Annotated in this window: 19 protein-coding genes; 5 read left to right on the top strand and 14 right to left on the bottom strand. The window is 37.7% G+C overall.

From position 1 onward, the window contains the following. Positions 1-26 precede the first annotated feature (26 nt). From IGL37_RS01435 to fdrA, 3 genes are read right to left on the bottom strand one after another with little or no spacing between them, the layout of a single operon-like run. A complete protein-coding gene (locus IGL37_RS01435) occupies positions 27-1,280 on the bottom strand; it encodes an MFS transporter (RefSeq protein ID WP_002355251.1) in 1,254 nt (417 codons plus the stop codon). 9 nt (positions 1,281-1,289) lie between these two features. Further along, positions 1,290-2,123, bottom strand: a complete 834-nt coding sequence (locus IGL37_RS01430; protein WP_033918198.1) for a DUF2877 domain-containing protein — start codon at positions 2,121-2,123, stop codon at positions 1,290-1,292. After that, positions 2,116-5,127, bottom strand: a complete 3,012-nt coding sequence (gene fdrA / locus IGL37_RS01425; protein WP_080296938.1) for a DUF1116 domain-containing protein — start codon at positions 5,125-5,127, stop codon at positions 2,116-2,118. The genes IGL37_RS01430 and fdrA overlap by 8 nt, the downstream gene beginning before the upstream one ends. A 122-nt stretch (positions 5,128-5,249) precedes the next feature. On the opposite strand from fdrA, the gene IGL37_RS01420 reads away from it, so the two are divergent. Together IGL37_RS01420 and IGL37_RS01415 are read left to right on the top strand one after the other, a co-directional pair. Further along, positions 5,250-6,842 (top strand): PucR family transcriptional regulator, encoded by a 1,593-nt coding sequence (locus tag IGL37_RS01420; protein ID WP_002355248.1) that lies wholly within the window; start codon positions 5,250-5,252, stop codon positions 6,840-6,842. Further along, positions 6,817-7,629, top strand: coding sequence for an alpha/beta hydrolase (locus tag IGL37_RS01415; RefSeq protein ID WP_033918199.1), 813 nt, complete (start codon positions 6,817-6,819; stop codon positions 7,627-7,629). Before IGL37_RS01420 ends, IGL37_RS01415 begins: the two co-directional genes overlap by 26 nt. 39 nt (positions 7,630-7,668) lie before the next feature. On the opposite strand, the gene IGL37_RS01410 is transcribed toward IGL37_RS01415, so the two are convergent. The 5 genes from IGL37_RS01410 to IGL37_RS01390 form a co-directional block, all read right to left on the bottom strand. After that, a complete protein-coding gene (locus IGL37_RS01410) occupies positions 7,669-8,880 on the bottom strand; it encodes an amidohydrolase family protein (protein ID WP_025186534.1) in 1,212 nt (403 codons plus the stop codon). Positions 8,881-8,931: 51 nt separating this feature from the next. After that, positions 8,932-9,735 (bottom strand): ankyrin repeat domain-containing protein, encoded by an 804-nt coding sequence (locus IGL37_RS01405; protein ID WP_002373191.1) that lies wholly within the window; start codon positions 9,733-9,735, stop codon positions 8,932-8,934. 173 nt (positions 9,736-9,908) lie between these two features. Then, positions 9,909-10,952, bottom strand: coding sequence for a DUF4822 domain-containing protein (locus IGL37_RS01400; protein ID WP_033918200.1), 1,044 nt, complete (start codon positions 10,950-10,952; stop codon positions 9,909-9,911). Positions 10,953-11,170: 218 nt separating this feature from the next. Beyond that, on the bottom strand, positions 11,171-12,136 hold the full coding sequence (locus IGL37_RS01395) for a DUF4822 domain-containing protein (protein ID WP_002387659.1): 966 nt from the start codon (positions 12,134-12,136) through the stop codon (positions 11,171-11,173). 184 nt (positions 12,137-12,320) lie between these two features. Further along, on the bottom strand, positions 12,321-13,298 hold the full coding sequence (locus tag IGL37_RS01390; RefSeq protein WP_430598804.1) for a DUF4822 domain-containing protein: 978 nt from the start codon (positions 13,296-13,298) through the stop codon (positions 12,321-12,323). Positions 13,299-13,621: 323 nt separating this feature from the next. Here IGL37_RS01390 and IGL37_RS01385 point away from each other — a divergent pair, with 323 nt between their 5' ends. Together IGL37_RS01385 and IGL37_RS01380 are read left to right on the top strand one after the other, a co-directional pair. Continuing rightward, the gene (locus tag IGL37_RS01385) at positions 13,622-14,965 is read left to right on the top strand and encodes a sensor histidine kinase (protein ID WP_002385380.1); all 1,344 of its coding nucleotides are present in this window, start codon (positions 13,622-13,624) and stop codon (positions 14,963-14,965) included. Then, positions 14,962-15,654, top strand: coding sequence for a response regulator transcription factor (locus IGL37_RS01380; RefSeq protein ID WP_002358364.1), 693 nt, complete (start codon positions 14,962-14,964; stop codon positions 15,652-15,654). The genes IGL37_RS01385 and IGL37_RS01380 overlap by 4 nt, the downstream gene beginning before the upstream one ends. Before the next feature lie 51 nt (positions 15,655-15,705). Here the strand turns inward: IGL37_RS01380 and IGL37_RS01375 are convergent, their stop codons facing one another. The 3 genes from IGL37_RS01375 to IGL37_RS01365 form a co-directional block, all read right to left on the bottom strand. Then, entirely contained in the window at positions 15,706-16,851 is a 1,146-nt protein-coding gene (locus IGL37_RS01375; RefSeq protein ID WP_033918201.1) for a cysteine desulfurase family protein, read from the bottom strand. 125 nt (positions 16,852-16,976) lie between these two features. Beyond that, positions 16,977-18,713, bottom strand: a complete 1,737-nt coding sequence (gene ezrA, locus IGL37_RS01370; RefSeq protein ID WP_002355233.1) for a septation ring formation regulator EzrA — start codon at positions 18,711-18,713, stop codon at positions 16,977-16,979. Between the two features lie 185 nt (positions 18,714-18,898). Next, positions 18,899-19,585 (bottom strand): HAD family hydrolase, encoded by a 687-nt coding sequence (locus tag IGL37_RS01365; RefSeq protein ID WP_002355232.1) that lies wholly within the window; start codon positions 19,583-19,585, stop codon positions 18,899-18,901. A gap of 186 nt (positions 19,586-19,771) precedes the next feature. Here IGL37_RS01365 and IGL37_RS01360 point away from each other — a divergent pair, with 186 nt between their 5' ends. After that, complete coding sequence (locus IGL37_RS01360) at positions 19,772-21,124, top strand: aspartate kinase (protein ID WP_002385384.1); 1,353 nt, start codon at positions 19,772-19,774, stop codon at positions 21,122-21,124. A gap of 22 nt (positions 21,125-21,146) precedes the next feature. On the opposite strand, the gene IGL37_RS01355 is transcribed toward IGL37_RS01360, so the two are convergent. Genes IGL37_RS01355 through IGL37_RS01345 form a run of 3 tightly spaced genes read right to left on the bottom strand, consistent with a single transcriptional unit; the run spans position 21,147 to position 23,317 of the window. After that, complete coding sequence (locus IGL37_RS01355) at positions 21,147-21,683, bottom strand: haloacid dehalogenase (RefSeq protein WP_002355230.1); 537 nt, start codon at positions 21,681-21,683, stop codon at positions 21,147-21,149. A 16-nt stretch (positions 21,684-21,699) separates the two neighbouring features. Continuing rightward, positions 21,700-22,533 (bottom strand): DUF72 domain-containing protein, encoded by an 834-nt coding sequence (locus IGL37_RS01350; RefSeq protein ID WP_002358361.1) that lies wholly within the window; start codon positions 22,531-22,533, stop codon positions 21,700-21,702. Positions 22,534-22,582: 49 nt separating this feature from the next. After that, entirely contained in the window at positions 22,583-23,317 is a 735-nt protein-coding gene (locus IGL37_RS01345; protein ID WP_002355227.1) for an acyl-ACP thioesterase domain-containing protein, read from the bottom strand. Positions 23,318-23,401 lie beyond the last annotated feature (84 nt).

Genomic DNA, 23,401 nt, shown 5'->3' with positions numbered 1-23,401 from the left:
TGTTTCAGTCATTATCGAAGGGATAATTAACCTAATTTCGGTTTACTCTCATCTTTAGCTAAGAAAGCAAAAGCTAGTAAACCAATAACTAATAGTACACAAGAAAGATAGAAGCCAACTTGCATTGAGCCTGCTGTATCTGCTAAATATCCTGTGACATACGGTGCTAGGATTGACCCTGACATCCCGATAAAATTATAGGCACTTAACGTTGTTCCTAAGGCCGCTTTTGGTGCATGTTTGGTAACAAAAGTCACCATAATTGGATCTAACGCTAATTTCCCTGTTAACCCATAAAGAATTAAAACAGAAATTAACAATGTCCGATTTGTTACAAAAGCAATCGCAAAGACAGATAGGATTGCTAAAGGTACTAATGTAAAGACTAATTTTTTCGTCGCACCTGTTTTATCATTCAAACGAGCGAAGATTAAGGCTCCTGGAATAGAGGCCCATGGTACAAGTGATGAAATGAAACCAACGCTCGCTCCTGTAAAGCCACGTTCAGCAATTAAAAATTGTGGCAACCAAGTAATAATGACAAAGTTTGCATAAATACTTGTGAAACATAAAATAAATGCGGCTAATAAATTACGATTTGAGAAAATTTCTTTTAATGAGATCTTTTCTTGCGGTCCTTCTTCAGCAGCTGCTCGTGCGGCTTCTTCACCAGGACGAATCACTTTTTCTTTCAAAATTGTATAGAAAAGAATTCCTACGATAAACGTTGGAATCGCCATGATAAAGAATGGTTTGCTCCAATGTTCACCATTTTCTAAAACCAACTTACTTGAAAGTAGGTACCCACCTGATGTACCGAAGGCCATCCCACTATTGATGATGGCATTACCGATGGTCCGTTTACTTGCTGGAATCGCTTCTGTCGATAGCGCATATTGCGGGCCATAGTAAGCTCCTTGACCAATACCAGCAATTGCACGAATGACTAAAAACATAACAAAGGTTGTCGCTAATCCACTAAAATAAGTAGAAATAGCAAGAACGATAAACCCAACAGCAATGACTAATTTCCGCCCAATTTTATCGCCAATCATCCCAAAAGGAATCTGTGCAACAGCATAGGTTAGAAAGAAGATACTATTGGCTAAACCAAGTTGTGTGTTACTTAGACCAAATTGTTCTCCAATGACCCCCATCACTGGATTAAAAATAGTTCGTGTTGCGTACATTAAAATCCAGCCTACGAAGAAAATGGCTACGACTTTAATCCAGTAACTATTGCTCACTTGCACTGCTTGATTTTTTTTACTATTCTCCATGTCTTCTCCTCACTTCTCATCTAACTCTACAGATTGTAAAGCTAGTAACATTCCAAATGACATATCTTTACCAGAGGAATGTCCGATTTGTATAATTCTGTCAATATTTTCGTCAACTCTATTATCCCGATGGTTCTCCAAATCCAAGAGTAACTGATACAACAATGAATTTACATATCCTTTAGCCGAGCTTGCAATATAGCCTTTACTAACATCTGTTGTGGATAAATTTGCTGCCGAAAGAGTAGCGGCTAGCGCCGCAGCTCTTTCATCAGCAAGTATGAACAGAATTGTTTGATACGCCACTAAAATGTCATCACCACTCGGGGTTAACCCTTTGCCCCGACCAATCAGATAATTCGTTACTTCTTGCCATTCCGATAGTGTCCAAACTTTTTGTTTTTGGCTCATTTTTTTGAAAATATGCTTCGCTCGTTCGTCTAAAGGCAGGCCAATTCTACGTTCTAAGTTTCTCGCTAATAAGCGGTCTCGCAACAAGCGTAATTGGTCTTTTTCTAACTTGAAATGAGTAATGTTTAAAGAAACGACCTCGGCAGGTGTGAGTTGGATCGTTTTCACGCCGACTGTACTGTAAAAGGTCAACTGATTTTCTGTGATTTTGACTTTATTACCTTGTTGTACATACGGAAAGATTTCTTGAAACAATTGATCTGGCAAAAACATACCAAAGCTTGATAAATAATTATGGAAGTTTGCAACATTGATTAATTGATCCTGGACTTTCAGATTAAATGAACGTTCAAAAATACTGTGAATGGTTCCCATCTTGCCATATTGGTGGATAGGAAAAATGTAGTCACTAATGACTAGTTGGTTATTCAACCGTAATGCCTAGTTTCTCAGCATACGCTTCTAGGGCTTTTTCAAAACAGCCTAGAGGTGCTCTAACTGTCCCTGCACCAATTTGACCAACACCGGCATTTTTGTGTGCAATCCCTGTATTGATGATTGGTGTAATTCCTAATTCCACCACTTTACGGATATCAATTCCTAAACAAGTTCCTTGGAAATCCCAAGTTGGAATTGAGAATGTTGGGTTGTGTCCTTCACAGATTTTTGCCATTTCATTTGAGGTTGCTAACGCATCTTCAAAGCCACCTGCACCAACAAACCGTGTTACGCCAGGTGCAGCTACCATAGCCATTGCTCCAACGCCTACTGTTTCAGTAATTGCACTATCCCCGACATCAGGATTTCCGTCTTCTTCGCTGAAACCAGTGAAGTAAAGACCTTTTGGTGTATTTACTGGTGCGGTATGCCATTGATCGCCTGTTTCTGCAATCCGGACCCCAAAGTTCACGCCGTTACGAGTCATCGTTGTGACAATCGTTCCGTTGGTATCTTTACGGGCACCATCAACAATTGCTTTTCCAGTTGCCATCATGACATTTAAGAAGAATTGATCTGTGTCAGCTAAGAATTTGATTACTTCGTATTTTTGATCTTCTGGAATATCTGTTTTGATAATTAATGGAGACAATTCTTTTAAGAAGTTCAAAGATGCGGCAATATTTCTTTGGTGGAACTCGTCACCCATTGTAATAGAGCGCGCAATCAATACGTTTAAGTTCAAGCCTTCTTCAGAAAGTTTCAAGGCTTTCGCAATAGTTGGTCCTAAAACATCTTTAATCCAATCTAAACGATCAACCACTTCTTGTGAATAAGCACCAAAACGTAATACTTTACCGATACCTTCATTCAAGATACAGTATGCTTCGTTACCTTCTAAGCGATTTTCTACAACAAAGACTGGCATATTACCAGAAGTAATACCGCCCATTGGTCCTACTGCTTTTACATGGTGACAAGGAATGAAACGTACTTCGCCAGCTTCAAAAATCTTCAAAGCATCTTCTTCATTGTCTGCCCAACGTTCGAATAATGCAGCTCCGATACAAGCACCTTTCATTGGTCCAGTCATTTCAGACCATTGGATTGGTGGTCCAGCATGAAGTAATGTTTTTTGTGCGTCATCATTTAATTCTGGAATCACTGATTTTGCAGGTACCACATCTACTAAGAATGGTTGTGCATTTTTAATTTTGTCTGTTACTTTGTGATTTTCAGCTTCGATTTGTTCACTGTAATCTTCCAAGGCATCCAAAATTTTAATCATTTTTTTATTGCCGTTAGCACGTGGACGCCAGTTAAATTGAACAGTTTCGCCACCGTAATCAACGATTGATTCTGTAAAGCTTTGCAACCCAACGTTAATGATTCTTGGTTTGGTTGTTAATAGTTCTATTACTTTTTCGCCTGGTTTTGGTACATCGACAGTTGGTCCGTTGTAAGCAACCACTTCTTTATCGTCTTCTGAAATTTCGATTCCTTTTAGCAATAGAGCTAATTGAACAGCTTTAGCATTGCTTTCTGCTACTAAAACGCCGCCTTCTTTCAAACGATCAACCGACGATTGGTAATTTTGCGGATCTTTCGTCGTCCCACAGACAGTTGCAACAAAGTAAAGATCACGTCCTGCTTCTTTGGCTGTGGCACGCGCTTCTTCAATTGCTGGTAACAATGCACCAACCATGTCTTCATGAGCACCATAGCCTAACACCACATCGAATAAGATAATCCCCGTTTTTTCATCTTGTGCGTATTCACGAATTTTTTCGATACGAACATCTGGGTCAATCATTGGGTGCGGACGACCTTGTGTATACATATCATCGCCTAAGTCAATGACTTCATAACCGTGAGATTTCAAGACATAACCTTCTGCTTTCACTAAACCGCCAAGATCTAAAGCTTCAGAAATTAACATACCCGCTTCAGAAGCTAATGTACCACCTGAATATAAGCCTTTTACAACTTTATCTTCTGGTAATGTTGGTACAGCTGGTTTTGCTAATGCTTCAAAGTAATTTTTCTTCACGGCCACATCATTTGCTAAATCAACAGCAATTTTAGCTGTTTCTTCTAATGTATGAGCTAGATAAACTTTGCCTTCGTGACTTGTTGGTTTTTCTCCTAAGAAAATCGCAACGACTGGTTTTGAAATGCTTTGTAATAATTCAACCACTTCATCACGAACTTCTTTTGCAGGTGGTTTAGAAATAACTGTAATCACATCGGTTGGTTCGTGATTTTCTAAAGCCACAATAGCATCTTTCACAGTGATAGCGCCTACTTTGTCGCTTAGGTCACGACCACCAGTACCAATGGCGTGAACAACTCCGCCACCTAAACGGTCAATAATCGTTGTAACTTCTTGAATCCCTGTTCCTGAAGCACCAACAACGCCAATGTTTCCTGGAGAAACAACATTTGTAAAGGCGATTGGAATACTTGAGATAATACCAGTTCCACAGTCAGGCCCCATCATTAGTAAGCCTTTTTCATGCGCTAATTTTTTCAAACGTACTTCATCTTCAATTGACACATTATCCGTGAAAGAGAACACGTGTAAATCATTTTTTAAGGCACGTTCCATTTCTGGCGCACCATATTCACCAGGAATACTGAATAGCGCTACATTCGCCTCTGGTAAAAGATCAAACGCTTCTGACCAAGAAGTTGCTGCTTGTGCTTCTTCACTAGTTCCCTTTGCTGATAAATCATCTAAGAATTCATCAATCGCTGGCATAACTTCTTCCATGATGTTTTCTTTTTCACTGTCAACCACAATCATCATGTCGTTTGCAGATGCACTATTGGCCTCATCCGTTAACAAGTTCGTGTTGTTAAGGATGTCTTTGTTGGCATCTGTTCCCATCATGATTTGACTCATGGTTACACCATCTAATGCATTGATTTTATTGGTCAATAACATTAAGTTGATGGAGTCTTGGTAATTGTTTTTCAAAATTACTGTGTGTAACATTGTTCATCCTCCTATCTATTCCTTACAATGCTATTGTATCGAAACGAGAAAGTGTTTTCATCGGACATAATTCTAAAAAAATGGTATAATTTTTATCCATAAGAGGAAAAAAGGAGAAAATGATGAAATTAAGAGAGTTATTATCGATAGGTGACTTAAAAAAAGGTAAAATTTTGACGAAAGAGATTGGTTTAGACAATGAAGTTGACTCGGCAATGGTCTTAGAAGCGATTGACATTGAGAACTGGAGTAGAAAGAATCAGTTAATTTTGACTTCTTTCTACGCATTGCATGATCTACCCGAAAAAGAGTTGGAAAATTTTTTCGTAAAGATGCGCCGAATTGGCATCAGCGGCTTAATTTTGAAAACAGATCGATTCATTAAAATGATTCCAGAGTGGTTTATCGAATTATGTTTCAATTATGAAATTCCTTTAATTAAAATCACACAAGACATTAGCTATGAAAAAATTCTGTTTACGATTTACGAGCCTTTGTTGAATTATCAGTCGCATGTCTTACGTACGTATTACGATGTGCGCCAACGTTTCACCAAATTAGAGCGTCACTACCCAACGGTTGAGACGATTATGCAAGAATTTTATGACATCATTAAATTACCCTTCGCTTTAAAAATGTTGGATAAACATCTGGAAATTAGCGATGGCGACTTACCCCATGATGCGATTGTGCTCTCAAGAGAAAAACTAAAAAACAGTGAGTTCACTAAAAATGATTATTCTCTTTTAACACTTTATTCTCATGCCAACCCCAAAAAACAGTTGGCACTAGAAGTTTCTATTTTCAATAGTTATTCCACTAATTGTTTACTTCTGGTTTATTTACAAGATGAAAAGGTTAAAGAAACGGATTTAGTGATTATCGAAAATGCGATTGATGTCTTACAAGAAAAATTCAATACCGAAAATTTGTTAAAAAAAGAACGGTATACTCGTTTGAACAACTTAGCGGATGCTATTTTACAAAATACACCGCAAAATCCTGACGAGCTAAACAGTTTGCTTCGTGAAGTGCAAATGCAAGAGCTAGATTCTTACCAAGCGATTGCTTTTTCTACCAAAGACACCAATACACAACTCATGAAAGAACGAATTATTGCCTTACTTCGTACCCTGCGTGTGAAATCCATCTTCTTTGATCAGCTAAATTATTCGGCGGTCCTTTTTAACTTCAATGAAAGTGATGGAAAAATTACAAAGCTGCAATTAAGTCGTTTATTAGCTGAACTTTTAGAAGAAAACGACACGCTTACCGTTGCCGTCAGCAGTTTAAAATCACGAGAAGGGATTAAAGAGCTACTGATTGAATGTCTGGACATTCTGCGCTTTAATGAAACTTTTTATAACGGACCAATTGTCACCTTAGCCGATATCGGGGTATTTAAAAATTTTATCCGCGAAGACCAATTGGAAAATTTAGACGAATTAATTCCTCGCGCACTTTATCAATTAGCCGAAAATAACTACGATTTGTTTGAAACCTTGTACAGTTTTTTCCAAAATAATCGCAACTATAAACAGACCTCTGAAGCGATGTTCCTCCATTCAAAAACGATTCGTTATCGTTTAAACAAAGTGGAACAACTTCTTGATATTGACTTAGCCAATCCCTTGCAATTGTTAAATTATGAAATTGCCACATACATTATAAAGATGAGGAGACGTGCACTTGAAAAACAATCAAACACTCGCTAATGGCGCAACAGTCACTATCTACCCCACTACGACTGAACCAACGAACTATGTCGTCTATTTACACGGTGGCGGGATGATTTATGGAACCAAAAGTGATTTACCAGAAGAACTGAAGGAGCTGTTTACAAGCAATGGCTATACCGTTTTAGCGCTGGACTATTTGTTGGCTCCAAATACAAAAATCGATCACATCTTAAGGACGCTAACGGAAACCTTCCAATTGTTAAACGAAGAGATTATTCAAAACCAGCCCTTTGGTTTGTGCGGGCGTTCCGCTGGCGGTTATTTAATGTTACAGTTAACCAAACAATTACAAACACTAAATTCGACGCCACAATTTTTAGTCAATTTTTACGGTTATACAGATTTAGAATTTATTAAAGAGCCACGAAAATTATTAAAGCAAGCCATTTCCGCTAAAGAAATAGCTACCATCGACCAAACAAAGCCTGTTTGGGATGATCCTTTTCTTTCTCGCTATCTGCTGTATCATTACAGTATTCAGCAAGCGCTATTGCCGCACTTTTACGGATTACCAGAAAATGGGGACTGGTCTGCTTACGCACTGTCAGACGAAACATTAAAAACTTTTCCACCTTGTTTCAGTACAGCTAGCAGCTCAGACGAAGAAGTGCCGTTCCGCTATAGCAAAAAAATCGGACGGACCATTCCTGAGAGTACCTTTAAAGCGGTTTACTATTTAGAACATGATTTTTTAAAACAAACCAAAGATCCTTCGGTCATCACTTTATTTGAGCAATTGGATAGCTGGTTGAAGAAGCAATAAGCATAACAAAAAAAGAAGCGAGAAATCTCGCTTCTTTTTTTATTTTTGATAAAGTGTGGTTCCTTTTACCACACTGATTTCCACCGGTGTCTGACGAGCGACAAAAGCCGCCGCACATTCTGCTTCAGTGAGTAAGTATGTTGCTTCAGCACCAACTTTCGGCCAATTTGCTTGCCCTTGTTCGTCTAAAGTTGTGACACCATCTGTCACTAAGCCTAATAATTGTGTTAAAGCATCTTGATCTTTCACGTTAAAAAGTTCACCTAAACGAGCCAATTTTTCTTGTAATGAACCATCACCATAGGGAGACCAGCAATCGTAGATATTGTCACAACCAAGATGGACATTGACTCCATGACGTAACAATTCCATAATTGGCGGAATCGTGTTAGGTGTGATTGGCACGCTGGAATTAATATGAATTTTTTCTGCTGCTAAAGCATCATAAACTTCGTCACGTTCTTCACCAATGAAATCATTTAACCCGAAGGCATGGCTGATAAATACTTTGTCTTGTAGGCCATATTCTTTCGTTAAACGGATAATTTCTTTAATCGTTGTTGTCCCAGCTTCGTGACGGTCATGTAAATGAATATCCACACCGACACCATGTTTATCTGCTAAGCGGAATGTTTCAGCCAATGATTTTTTGTAATCACCATCTAGTGAATAAGGATCCACGCCACCAATAAAATCGGCGCCTTTTGCCAATGCTTGATCAACTAATTCAACGGAATCTGAACGTAGTAAGCCGTGCTGTGGAAAGACGACAATTTCTACCGCAAATGGTTTCGTTTGGGCCAATGCTTGGACTTCATCAAAATAACGTAAGTCTGTCATCGGTTCCACGTCGACATGTGTTCTGAAGGCTGTCGCGCCATGTGGTAATTCTAAGTCAATTAAATGGTTGGCGCGTTCTGTTAAAGAAAGTTCTAAACTATCTAAATAAGGGATTTCTGCTTCGACACGTTCCACAATTGACTTCGCTGGCGTCACCGGATACCACGGAACACCTAGTTTACTTTTATCAAAGTGACAATGTTTTTCAATCAAACCTGGTAAAATCAATTGATGGTGACCATCAATAATTGTCAACCCAGGTTCTTCTACCAATTCTTCATTGGGGATGATTTTTGTAAATACTCCATCTGTTACTTCAATTGCCACTTCTTTGGTTACTGTCCCAGATAACCAGTCACCTTCTTTTTGATACCCTGTTTCAATTCGAACATTTTTTAACCAATAATTCATGCTTTCCTTCACTCCTACCTGTATTTATTCCTTCCCGAAAGGACACAATACTTAGTTGTACTGTGCTAAAATTTTACTAATTTCCGTATAGCCTTTTTGATTGGCATAGTCCATTGCTGTTCGACCAGAATTGTCTTTAATGGATTGATCCGCACCATTTTCCATTAACAATTTTACAATATCTTGGTAAAGTTGGTTCCCTTCACGTAACCCCACTGCCTCAATCAATGCTGTATAGCCAAAGTCATTTTGGAAATCTATGTCTTCTCGTCCATCTTCTAACAAGAGCTTCACATTGTCAATATGTCCTTTTTCAGCTGCCGGAATTAACGCATTGCCACCGTAACGGTTATGCTTATTTAAATCTGGGGTCGCATTTTTTAACATATACGCTAAAATCTCCGTACGTCCTTGCGCTCCCGCATAAAGATAGGGACTATCACTAATGCTATTTTGCAGATTAATATCGGCACCCCGATCAATCAACGCTTTTGCAATCTCAATGTCATTATTGTGAACAGCGATATTGAGCGGTGTGTTGCCTTCTGTGTCGACTTCATCCACTTGATAAGTAGTATCTTGTAAAATTTCCTTGACCTTCTTCGTATCTCGTTGATTGGCTGCTTCTAAAAGCGCACCCACTTCATAGGTCTTCATCGGTTCTTTCACTTCCTCTTTTGATGTTGTTTGAGCCACCGAACGGGTTGTACTGGTGCTTTCAGTTTTTGCACTACTTTGAGTAGTCACCGTTTGACTATTTTTTGACGCTGCGGAGGGTGTTTCTCCTCCTTGACACGCAGCAAGTAATGGAATGGTCACGACACTTAATAGCCCCATTAAAATTTTTTTGTTCATTGTGCTCAACTTCCTTTCCTCGAGAGAAATATGAGATTTTTCTCCAGTGGTTCTAATCTAACGAATCTTTTTTTATTTGTCGATTAAAACGCTTTCTCTGTTTTTCTATTTTAAAAAGAGAGAAACCAAAAGAAGTCGAAACTTTTTTTGGTTTCCATTCGTATGTTTTGTTCTTAAAAGGTAAATTCAGGATTAAAAGTTCCTTGGTATGGTTCATGTTCCACATAGACTTGGATATCGTTTCCTTCGTTATCTTTACCCATTCGTGTGTACGTAAAACGATTATCATTCAATTCTGTTAACTCTAAGACAGCGCCATAGCGATTGGTTCCAATGGAAACATGGGCACGGAATTTATTTTGATTTCCTACTTTAAAGTAGCCATAGTCGCCACGAGTTTCACCAGTTTGTAAATTGAAAAATTCATATTTGCTGCTGTCTTGGTCAAATTTCGCTAAGCTGATAAAGTTTTGGTTGGCCGAAGTTACGTCATTGCCATCTTTATCCACTACTTTTGTGCCATTCCAAAGAAATTGCGGTGTCCCATCAAAGGAAGTTTTACCAATAATTTCATCCCCTTGTCGATTTACATCAATCTGGCCTGTTTGTTCTGTCATGGCACGGCGTCCATTCGTGAATTCTAGTGTTCTGGGACGATTATTGGGGTATGGCTGCGGACGACCATAAACTGGTCCTGAGGTTGCTTTGTTTTCTACGAAAACTTCAATATCATTTCCGTTTTTATCTTTCCCCATCTGTCTATACGTAAAAGTATCTTGGTATAAAGTTCTAAGTGGGTATACACCTTGATAATTTTTGGTTTCAGAAATAATTACAAGACGGGAAACATCTGTAATACCAGCGGTCATAAAGAAGGTTCCTTCATCTCCTGTTGATTCTCCAGTCTCTTTATCAAAAAATTCATAGAAACTAGTGGTTGCATCAAATTTGATTGCATGTAATAGGTTTTGATTTTCATCTGTTAAGTCATTCCCGTTTCGATCATAAACGCGTATTCCAGCCCAATCTTTTTCTGATAATCCTTCATCTTGTCTAATACCAACTGAACGTAAATACTCAGGTAAATCCCCTAAATTATTGGGATTGTCTACGCTTTGAGGAACGTATGCTTCTGCCGTCAAAGCCCCTCCTGCTCCACCAACTAATAACGCACTTAAAGCCAACAACGTAATTGTACCAACGATTTTTTTCTTCATAAACGACTACTCCCTTTCCTTTTGATAATTTAAGGATAGCAAGTAGTTATTAACTCCACCTGTCCATAATATGAACAAATTATTAAATAATAATCATTATAATTATCTTAATAATAATATTTAATTATAACTAATAACAATTTATTTATAGAAGAAGAGAAAACAAAAGAACGTTGGGGGACGTTCTTTTGTTAAATAAGAGAGAAGACAAGAGACTTTTAGAAAGTAAAGGCTGGGTGATATGTGCCTTGGTAAGGTTCATGTTCCACGAACACTTGAATATCATTCCCAGCATTATCTTTACCCATTCGAGTATACGTAAATCGATCATTGTTTAGTTCCGTTAATTCTAGCGCCGCGCCGTAGCGATTCGTACCAATAGATACATGGGCCCGAATCTTGTTATTGTCCACCACTTGGAAGTACCCAAAGTCGCCGCGGGTTTCACCTGTTTGTAAATTGAAAAATTCATATTTACTTGTGTTTGGATCAAATTTCGCTAAACTAATGAAATTTTGATTGGCCGCTGTCACATCATTACCGTTTTTATCTACGACTTTTGTGCCATTCCACAAGGTTGTTCCTAAAATTTTATCCCCTGATTTATTTGTCACAATTTTGCCAGTTTGATTGGTTAATGCTTCACGTCCATTTGTAAAAGCTAATTTTTTCCCATGATAAGGGATGTGTTCCACGTAAACTTCAACATCATTCCCCAGTTTATCTTTCCCTAAACGCTTGTAAGTAAATTTGTCTTTACTCACTTCGGTTAAATCCACTACGGCTTGATAATTTTGTGTCCGCGAAATTAAAATTCGTTTTGTGCCATCACCTGTCACAAAAAATGTTCCTTCGTCACCACGGGTTTCCCCAGTATTTTTGTCGAAAAACTCGTAAAAACCGGTTTCACCATCATATTTTGCTAAACCAATAAAATTAGCATTTTCTGCCGTTAAATCATTACCAGCAGCATCATAAACACGGGTTCCTTGCCAGTCCGTGCCAGATAAAATCTTAGTCGCCTTGTCGCCTCTTGTTTGGCCATTGTTTTGATGTTTGCCTAAATTTGCTGTAGCACTATTTGGATTGGCTGCATGATCTGCAAATGCTGGACTTGCATAACCTGCTATAAGTAACGTACTTAATGTTACTAAAGTAATCGAACTTAATACTTTCTTTTTCATAAAGCATCGCTCCTTTTCTTTGATAAACCTATCTTAACAAACGATTCTAAACTACCACTGTCAGAAAAATGAACAATTTATAAACGATTAAAAACAACTATAAACTATTTTTTTGTTAAAAATGAAGCGGTCAAAAGAATCCTTTACTTCCTTTTGGCCGCTTCATCCACTAGTGATTGACTAATTAGAACGTGAAGTCTGGCGTAAAGTCTCCTTCATATGGTTCATGTTCTACAAAGACTTTAATTTCTTTGCCATTGTTGTCTTTACCCATTCGTGTATACGTAAAACGTTTATCATTTAATTCTGTTAATTCTAACGCAGCTCCATATTTATTGTCACCAATTGAAACGTGGGCCCGGATTTTGTTATTATCAATTACTTGGAAGTAACCAAAATCTCCACGGGTTTTACCCGTTTCTAAATCAAAGAATTCATATTTACTTGTTTTATTATCAAATTTCGCTAAACTAATAAACATTTTATTTGCTTCAGTAACATCGTTACCGTCTTCATCTAAAACTTTCGTGCCATTCCATAATGTAGCCCCTAAAATGTCATCCCCAGGTTCACTGGTAACAATCTTGCCAGTTTCTGTTTCTAAATCTTTACGGCCATTCGTAAAAGTTAATTTCTCGTCAGAATAAGGGATATGTTCTACAAAGACTTCTACATCTTTCCCGTCTTTATCTTTACCCATTCGCTTATAGGTAAATTTATCTTTCGTCACTTCCGTTAAATCGACCACCGCTTGATAGTTTTGTGTATCCGAAATTAAGATACGCTTTTCGCCATCGTCTGTCACAAAGAATGTGCCTTCATCGCCACGGGTTTCACCTGTTTCTTTGTCGAAAAATTCATAAAAACCTGTTTCACCATCATATTTTGCTAAACCAATAAAATTAGCATTTTCTGCTGTTAAATCATTATTATTTTTGTCGTAAACTTTTGTGCCTTGCCAATCAGTACTGGATAAAATTTCTGTTAATTCTTGTCCTTTTGATTGCTCTTTAGCTGCTTCTGCTGAACTAGAGACTGCAGTGCTTGAGCTAGCTGCACTTGATTTATCTGTTGCAGAGTTGGCTCCGCCAGCACAGCCTGCAATCAACAACGTACTAAAGGTTAATAAGGTAAGCGTACTAAAAACTTTTTTCTTTTTCATGGTTGGTAATCCCCTTTTTCTTTTTGATATATTTAGAATAGCAAAGCCTTATAAACTCCTACTTGCCGAAAAATGAACAAATTATAAACAAATGAAAAAAAGTTAATAACAATACTAGCTTTTTTTTGTTCACTTGTAATACACTATAAGTAAGAAATAGATTAAAACCACTAGGAGGGACGCTTTTGACCATTAAACGCCGCTTTTTTATTTCTTATATTAGTGCCATCATTATTACTTTAGCCTCTGTTTTAGCTGTTTTATCCTTAGCTTCTTACATCACGTTAGGGACTGTTCCCAGTTTGCCCCAAGCTTACCGAATGATGAATAAGCAACGACCATTGACCGCTAACGAAGAAGAAAGTTATTTGGCCTTAGATCAATTGTTAAAAAAGTCACCGAAATTACTAGATACGCCTTTAAGTAAAGAATTAAAGGAAACGATTCAAACAATTGAGGCAAAAGGATTAAGTGTGATTATTCGAAAGAATGCACGGTTTCCTTACTATTCGGATAATTTAGTAGAAAAATCTTTGTCTGTACATATTCCAAACTACGAAATGAATAATATTATGCCAACTGGCACACTGGATAATGCAGGGCGTCTATATCATTATGTCAAATCCGATTTTCATTATTTAGATGGTTCTAACGGGAGCTTTATTGTCTTGAAACGCGAAAGCAGCCTTTTTGAATTCTTCACACGCTGGATTATCTGGATGATTTTGTTAATTATCCTTGTAGCAATTGCGGCAGCTTGGCTCATTAATAAGCGCTTAACCAAAACCACTATCGAGCCATTAGAAGCATTAGAAAAAGCGACTAAAACATTGGGTAAGGATGCCCAAAAAGAAAATCCATTTACGCCAACTAGCCACCAAACCGTCTCAACGGAAGTCAAACAGCTCCAACTTAGTTTTGAACAAATGTGGCAAGATTTAGAAGAAGCCAATGCGGAACGCGAAAAATATGAAGCTAATCGGAAAGAATTAATTGCAAATATTTCTCATGACTTAAAAACACCAATTACTTCTATTATTGGTTACGTTGAAGGTTTAATGGATGGCGTTGCCAATACTGAAGAAAAAAAACAGCGCTATTTAACGGTCATTCATGAAAAAAGTTTAGGCCTCAATGATTTAATTGAAGAATTATTTTTGTATTCTAAATTAGACCTAGATCGTGCTGTCTTTACAATGGAAAAGACCAATTTCACTCGTTTTATTGCACATATTCTTGAAGAATACCGTTTGGAACAAGAACTAGTAATCACTTCTGTACTTCCCACCGAAGCTTTATACGTTCAAATGGATCCCACGCAGATGAATCGAGTGATTACCAATCTAATTCAAAATAGCATTAAATTTGCGGATCCCACTAAAGAACAACTAGCCTTTACGATTTCTTTAACGCATAATCAAACAGACTTAGTTTTAACCATTACAGATAACGGCATTGGTATCGATAAAAAAGAATTACCTTATTTATTCGAACGCTTCTATCGTGTAGACAAATCTCGAACCCCAACAGTTAAAGGAAGCGGCTTGGGATTAAGTATTGTCAAACAAATTATTGACTATCATCAGGGAACAATCACTGTCACAAGTAAAAAAGGAGACGGCACCAACGTGATAATTACGCTGCCGTTGTTGGAGGATGAAAAATGAAACCACATGTATTAATTATTGAAGATGATCCAAGCATTGCTGATTTGCAAAAAGATTATTTAGAAATTAACGATATGACTGTCACAATTGAACATGATGGAAAAAAAGGATTGGAAGCAGCTTTAAATGAGCCCTTTGATTTAATTATTTTAGATGTGATGCTGCCAACTATGGATGGTTTTGAAATCTGTCGTGCAATTCGGAAAAAAAAGCAAACGCCGATCATGATTGTTTCGGCTAAAAAAGAAGATATTGATAAAATTCGTGGGCTTGGCTTAGGTGCGGATGATTATATAATCAAGCCGTTTAGTCCCAATGAATTAGTCGCTCGAGCAAAAGCCCATATGAACCGTTATCAATTGTTAAGCAACGCAGAACAACCACCACAATTACTAAAAATCAATGAAATCGCTGTCGACACTGCCGCCCACAAAGTGTTTGTTTTAGAAAATGAAGTTATTTTTACAAGCAAAGAATACAAATTGCTGGTTTTCTTGATGGAACATCCTAACCGTGTGTGGAATAAAGAAGAACTTTTTGAAAGTGTCTGGGGGTTTGATGCCTTAGATACTGAGGTTTCGACTGTCGTTGTTCACATTAAACGGATTCGGGAAAAATTAAAAAAAGCCAATCTTTCTGACTCTCCAATTGAAACACTCTGGGGAAGTGGCTACCGCTTCAATCGATAAAGAGAGCAAAAATAAGTCGGAGCCTATTTCTAGGCTCCGACTTATTTTTTATTAATTTACACGAGAAAATTTTTGATAAAGTTGGTTGAAAACAATCATAAATTGTTCAATTTCTGCCATTGTATTGCTTTCATCTAAACTAATGCGCACAGCGGAAGGTGCTAATTCCCCTGGCACATGCATGGCATACAAGGTGCTGCTAGCCATTTTTTTTCGGCTAGAACAAGCACTCGTAGTCGAAATATAAATCTGTTTTTCTTCCAATGCATGGACCAGCACTTCGCCACGAATCCCTTTCAAAGCAAAACATAAAATGTGTGGCGCAAAATGTTCATTATCTTGTGAAAAAACAGTCACATTTTGAAATTCTTCTAGCGCCTTTAATAAATAACTCCGTAATGTCGCCACATGTTGCGGCCGTTGTTGTTCGTTCTCTAAATGCAAGCGTAACGCTTTGGACATTGCCACAATTGCTGGTACGTTTTCTGTCCCACTGCGTTGGTTGTTTTCTTGCCCGCCTCCTGTTAAAAGCGGCGCTAAACGTTTTCCTTGTTTCCAATACATAAAACCAATGCCTCGTGGTCCATGAAATTTATGTGCAGAAAACGTTGCAAAATCCACCCGATCCGTTAACCACTCTGAGTAATTAACTTTCCCAATTGCTTGAACCGCGTCTACATGAAAATGAATTTTAGGAAACTCCGCTAAAACCTCGCTGATTTCTTTAATTGGTTGAATCGTTCCCACTTCATTGTTCACTGCCATAACAGAAACCAAAATCGTTTCTTTTCTAATTAATTTCTGTAGTTCCTCGACTTTTACACGACCTTCTTTATCCACTGGCGCATAAGAAAGTTCAAAACCTAGTTCGACTAATTGTTCCGCTGTTTCTGTAACTGCTGGATGTTCCACTGCAGAAATAATAATATGATTACCAAATTCTCGTTTTTCGATAGCCGTTCCTTTTAAAACCCAGTTATCTCCTTCAGTTCCGCCACTTGTAAAATAGATTTCATTTGCTGAAACATTGATTAGCTCCGCAATCTGCTTCCGTGCTTGTTGTAAGAGCCGATTCGCTTGGTTGCCTAAGTCATGCAGACTAGACGGATTGCCAATAATCCGCTGACTGGTTTTTACATATGTATCTAAAGCCTGGGGGTAAATCGGTGTAGTTGCACTATTATCAAAATAAATCATTTGTCACCCTTCTTTTTTAAAATTCTTTCCCATTATATACTTTCTAAAGTATCACTTCAAGTCACCACCACGCCATAAAAACAGAGGCTTGTCTGTCGACAAACCTCTGTTTAGTGATTGTTTAATTAAATTGCTGTTAAATTAGGGTTATTGATATTTTTAAAATAAAAATCTTCGATTCGTTTGAACGCCCCTGGCTCAACAGCTTCCAATGCCGTTCCAATTTCATCTAATGCATCTTGATAACGGAATTCTGTCGAGAATAAATACATGCTTTTATCTAAAGCCGCTCGGATGTTCTCGTGAGTATGACGATAGCGGTTTGCATATTGCATCATTTGTTCTGTCAGAGCTGCTGCATTGACTAAATCTTTTGTTTTCTTATCTAATAACTCTAAATCATCTTCGCATAAGTCACACAAACGATTGATTTCATCCATGTTAATGCGCATTTTATTTAAGGCTCGGCTTAAATCTTCAATTCGATCCGTTGCCACATAGAAAAATTCTAAGTAATCAGCAGACAAACCTGGTAATCGTTGCTTTTCAACATACCGCTTGATACTCCGTAAACGGAATTCGTATTCGTCGACTTTTTCTTGGGCGACTTTTTCGCCTTTTCTTAGTTCTTTCAATGAAGCATCAATTTCTAATTGTTGATTTTCAATATCATCTAAAATCTTATAGCATTCTTTATAGAACGCTTGAATTTCAGAGTAAGGAACGGTATGTTCTTTCATTCGAGGTTCCAAGTCTTTTTGACGGCGGATAATTTCTTCAATTTCCGTTTGGAAACCACGACTACGTCCTAGCTCGTTGTTGTTTAAGGTGTAGCTTTGTGATACATGGTCCAATTCAATCATTAATTGACGGTTATTTTTTAAGGAATGAGAAATATAATCGTCAATAATTTTTTGATTGGTCACGACATATTTCTTCGCTTCAATTTCACGTTCCATCACTTCATATAATGCATCAATCGCCGTTGCTGTGTCGCGATTTGCGACCTCTACTGCAGCAATCTCTGTTTTCTCTAAATCAGCCATTGAATTCTCGACACGTTTTTTCGCATGTTGAATTTCTTCAGCAAAGTTTTGTTCAGGGAACACATAATCGTCAGCTAATAATTGGTTGTAGCCTTCTTCGATTTCTTTTAATTGATCTGGGAAAGTTTCATTTAATTCTTCATACATTGGTGGAATCCGTTTCATTAAGTCTTCCAATTCATACGTATGACGTTCCGCATCTTCTAGGACTTCTCGAGCCTCGATTGGGTCCCCCGATGTATTTAGTGTGACAAATTGTGTGAATTCAATTTCGACGTTTCTTAATTGTTTTTGGATTTCGGAGTAAGCTGGACCAAAGCTAGCTTTATCATCTTTTAGTGATTTACTTAATTCTTCATAGACATCCAAAGCTTTTTGAACTTCTAATGAATTGCGCTCTTCACTTTCACGTAATTCTTTCAAGCCATTACGAATGACTTCCACTTCGGCTTCCATTTCGGTCATCGTTTCATTCGCTTCCACGACTGCTTTCTTCGCTTTCATGAAACGGAAAATTTCATTTTGATTTTCGACTTCATAAATTTGACTCTCTAGTTCGGCGAAAGAACGCGTCGATAGTTCTACCCAGCGTTGATTCCATTCACGGAAACTATTTTGACTCTGTCCAACTAGATGCATTTTTTTAATGTCATCGATTTCTTCAAAGACTGGCAAGTCAAACAGGGCTTCTTTACGAACTTCTAATTCATCTAATTGTTCTTGATTTTTTTTGCGCATAAAATAACCAATTAAGTATAGCACCGCAGCAATAATAACGATTACTAGTACTAAAATGATAATCCAATTATTCTTCATTTTGGCTCCTCCGATAATTTTTCTATAATAAAAGAAAGGTTGTTTGTTCTCTTCACACGGTTATCTATTGTTCCTGACCCTTGAAAAAGGGCATTCTTGCAGAAATACCTATAGAAAATTATAGCACAAACTGTATATTCATTCACTAGTTATAACAAACTTTTTTAAGAAAACCCGCGATCTTCTTACGAAGGGGTTGATTCACTGCTTTCATCGATCCGATTTTCACTAATTTTTTTACAAATATCACTTAGTTGTGTTAAGAAGGCATCCGCTTGACTTTGATCCATCCCAAAGTGTTCATCGCGCATCGCCCAAACTTCTAGCCCAGCTTCTTTGGCAGAAGCAATGCCTTTTTCTGAATCTTCAATGGCTATACATTCCTGTGGCGCAACAGCTAATTCTTGTAACGTGTGCAGATAAATATCCGGCGCCGGTTTACTTTCTTCGAAATCTTCCCCACTCACGACCGCATCAAAATAACTACTTAATTGCCCCACTGTCAAAACCTCTTCAATTGCGTCTTTTGTGGAAGAAGAAGCTAATCCGATTTTATAGCCTTGTCTTTTTAAAAATTGTAAAACACGTTTCGCGTTTTCATCAAGCACAGCTAAATAATCTATCGGATGCGCTTTTTTATAGGCTATGTATTGTTCATTTAAAAAAGCAATATCTAGCTCTTTTTTGTTGACTTGTTCAATCTTTTGCCATAATGAACGCATATCCGCACCGACTAATTCCGGCAAGGTTAGGCCCTCAATGGTCAAATCAAATTCCGCTAAAAATGCTTTACGTCGCTCATAATAATAAGCTTCGCTATCTACTAGGACACCGTCCATATCAAAAATAATGGCAGTTTTGGATTCTGTCATACTATTTAACTCCTTCGTTACGACTCATATCTTTACAGTTTAACAAAATTTTAAGAAAAAATGAAGAACAAATATTTTCATGATTTCCTAACTTTCTGAAAATAAGTGGTTGCTTTTCTAAATGTTTTTCGGTATCCTTTTACTAATCTACAAATGAGAAAATAATTAAAAACAGGAGTGATAAACGTGAACGTAGTTAAATTCGGCGGTAGCTCGCTAGCATCAGCACCACAGTTACAGAAAGTCTTACAAATCGTCAAGGAAGAGCCGCGCCGAACGTTTGTCGTTGTATCCGCTCCTGGAAAGCGAACCCCGCAAGATATTAAAGTGACTGATTTATTGATTCAATACTATCAGCGCTACTTAAATAATGAGGAAATTGAATCGACAATCTCTGCCATCATTCGTCGTTATGAAGATCTTTTTGATGAATTACACTTGGATAAAGCAGTTTTAGCTGATATTGCTATTTCGATTCGCCAATTAGCCACTTTACCAAAAGAAAACAATGCTTTTTTATTTGACTATTTTTTAGCTAGCGGCGAGGACAATAATGCAAAAGTTGTTGCCAGTTTTTTCAATCAGAATGGCTTAGATGCTCGCTACATTAGTCCAAAAGAATTGGGTCTCCTGGTGACACCTGAGCCAGGCAATGCTCGCATTTTACCAAAAGCTTTAGAGAAAATTAGTGCCTATCGTGAGACTCAACAAATCTTGGTTATTCCAGGTTTCTTTGGTTATACAGAAGCCGGCGAAATTTGTACTTTTTCTCGTGGCGGTTCCGATATCACAGGGTCCATTGTTGCCGCAGGTGTTCAAGCAGATTTGTATGAAAACTTTACCGATGTGGACGGAATTTATGTCGCCCATCCTGGAATTATTGAACAGCCTCAAACGATTCAAGAATTGACCTACAGAGAAATGCGGGAGTTAGCTTATGCAGGCTTTGCCGTCCTCCACGATGAAGCCTTAATGCCTGCCTATCGCGCAAATATTCCAGTCGTTATCAAAAATACCAACAACCCACATCATCCTGGCACCCTAATTACTACTTCTCGCAAAGTGAAGCATGCCCCTGTTGTAGGAATTGCTAGTGATCAAGGGTTCGCAAGTATTTACATTAGTAAGTATTTAATGAATAGAGAGTTAGGTTTTGGGCGACGGCTCTTAGAAGTACTAGAAAAATTAGCCTTGAGCTATGAGCATATGCCCTCAGGAATTGATGACATCACGATTGTTTTAAGAGAAGACCAGTTAACAACTGAAATTGAAAATCGACTGATGGCTCAACTCCAAGAAGTTTTAGCGCCTGATGAGTTACGCATCACGCATCACCTTTCTATGATTATGATTGTCGGGGAAGGCATGCGCCAACGAATTGGGGTTACTGCTGAAAGTACAATGGCGTTAGCCAAAGAAAAAATCAACTTAGAAATGATTAACCAAGGATCTTCGGAAGTAAGTATTATGTTTGGTATCAAAAAAGAACAAGAGGAAAAAGCCATCAAAGCCTTATATCGGACGTTCTTCCATGATTAATGAAAAAGACGAATGAGTTTTCTCATTCGTCTTTTTCATTGGTTTCAGTAATTTTCAATTGGCGTTGAATTTCCGCTTTAATTTTAGCTTCTGGCGCAAAATCTTGTTCCCAATTTTCAGGTTTTAATACTTTATTTGTTTCTGGATCATAATGTGGCTGCCCATCTGGAAATAATTTCCCCATATTGGCTTGATGAACGATTTCAATAATTTTTGTTGGATTGACGCCCATTAAGCAAAACGAACCATAAGTAAAATACAATAAATCAACTAGTGCATCCACTTCCTCCACTAAAGGATCAGATACTGGTTTGCCTTTCGCCAAGACTTTCTGCTCTGCTTTATCGACAGATTTTTTTAATCCGTTGACCAATTGTTGAAAAAGTACTTGGTCATTATCAGCAGCACTATATAAAAATTCTACAAGTTCTTCAACTTTAAACTCTGCTCGTCGACTGGCTAACTCTGGCGAAAAAGCAGTTGGTTGCTCTGGTTGTTGTGGATTAAAAACCTCGTGGAAGGCACAAGCCATTTCATAAGGGGATTGCTTTTCAGACATTCAGCTACCTTCTTTCTCAAAATAAATCTAATTGTTTTGGATTCAAATCATCGTAACTCAAATTCAAGACTTTTTGCATCTGTAGAGCGTTTTCTGCGGCATCGCCGCCAGAATTATTATTAAAAATTACGCCCACTTCTTTAGCTTCTTGCGACATTTTTAAAACAGCTTCGCTTAAATCAGCGATTTCCTGCGTATTATAATGATAAAGGGTTCTTTTTTTACGCCACTCTGCATCATTGGCTAACCAGCCAGCCGCATTACGTCCGTGAAACCGGAAGAGCACGAGATTAGGATTCGTTACATAAGGATAAAAGGGCACTGGATTCGTAGGAATCTGCGGTTCATCTACAATCACAAGTGAAAATTGATTTTCTTTCATAAATTGCAACATTTGTTTTACAAAGTTTGGTTGATACCATGAATTATTTCGTAATTCAATGGCGATGGGTAGGTCTTTAAACCAGTGACGAATTTTTTGCAAGTAAGCGACATTTTCTTTCGTACAACCAAATGTTCCTGAAAATTGTACCAGAAAGGCAAATAATTTTTTACTTTCAATTAATGGGGCCATACTTTCTAAAAAGGCGGTGATCATTTCTTCTTCACTTGCATAATAGGTCTGCCACTCACCTTGACAACTGATTCCACTATAAACTTTCATGACAAAGCGAAAGTTTTCGGGAACTGCTTTGACCCATTCAGCTACTCGTTCTTTGGGAGGAATCCCGTAATACGCCGTGTCCATTTCAACTAGTGGTAAATGACTGGCATATTCATAAAGCGTGGCCCGTTTTTTTCCAGTTAAATAGTCGTGTTCACTAAAAGATGTTAATCCTAAGCGAATCATGTCCTTCCTCCTCTGCGTAACTTTTTATTTTCTAAACCGTCATCTCAACTTAGTTGGTCCAATCGATATTCGCTTCACAATAGGTTTGACCATCAATCCGAATCTCATGGCGCGTTTTCAACTGATTTTCTTGTTCGACAATTTCGTAATGACTTTCGACTTCTTGGCCATATTCTACTTCTTTATCAAATTTCACAAGAATTTTTTTCGGTTGATGCGTTGTTAAAAAGTCATACCCTAACACATCCAATAACCAATTAAAGTAAATCGCATTATTAACATGTTGATTGCCATCAATATCAAAAAAACGCACACGATAAGGTAAAAAGTTCCCCTCTGTGACCTTTTCAATTTTTTCATGGCGATAAATTTTAGTGATTTTTTCAGAATCAAAAGGTGCAATAATTTCTGGTAACACACTACTGATTTTCCGATTTTTTTGATCCATTAAGACAAAGGTTGATTTCACAAAGACACATTCATTGCCTTCTTCATCATGAACCCAAAAGTTACGATAACAAAAATATTTGTTATAACTCATAGCTTGCGTTGTAATTGCTACTTTTTCACCAACTTTTGGTAAGCGGTGAATCTCTATTTCATAATTGGTGATGACCCAGCCTAGACCAAATTGAGCGACATAAGCCGCATCTCTTCCTAGTAATTCTGTTTGTTCTTCTGATACTTTAATGACAACCGCTAACAAAGCCGGTATCTTCATTGCACCAGTAAAATCGCCGTCATAGTAGGCAACTTCATAAGAGGATGTATGTTTTTTTCCCACGAAATAATCTCCTTTTTCCAATGGCTACTTTCGTGTCATTGTTTCTTCTTAAAAGTATACCACGTGATTTCTTCAATTGCGATT

Origin of the sequence: Enterococcus sp. AZ119, from assembly GCF_050546175.1 — a bacterium.
Classification (GTDB): domain Bacteria; phylum Bacillota; class Bacilli; order Lactobacillales; family Enterococcaceae; genus Enterococcus; species Enterococcus faecalis.
The sequence above is the reverse complement of the archived record's forward strand: the minus strand, read 5'-3'. Positions and strand labels throughout refer to the sequence as shown.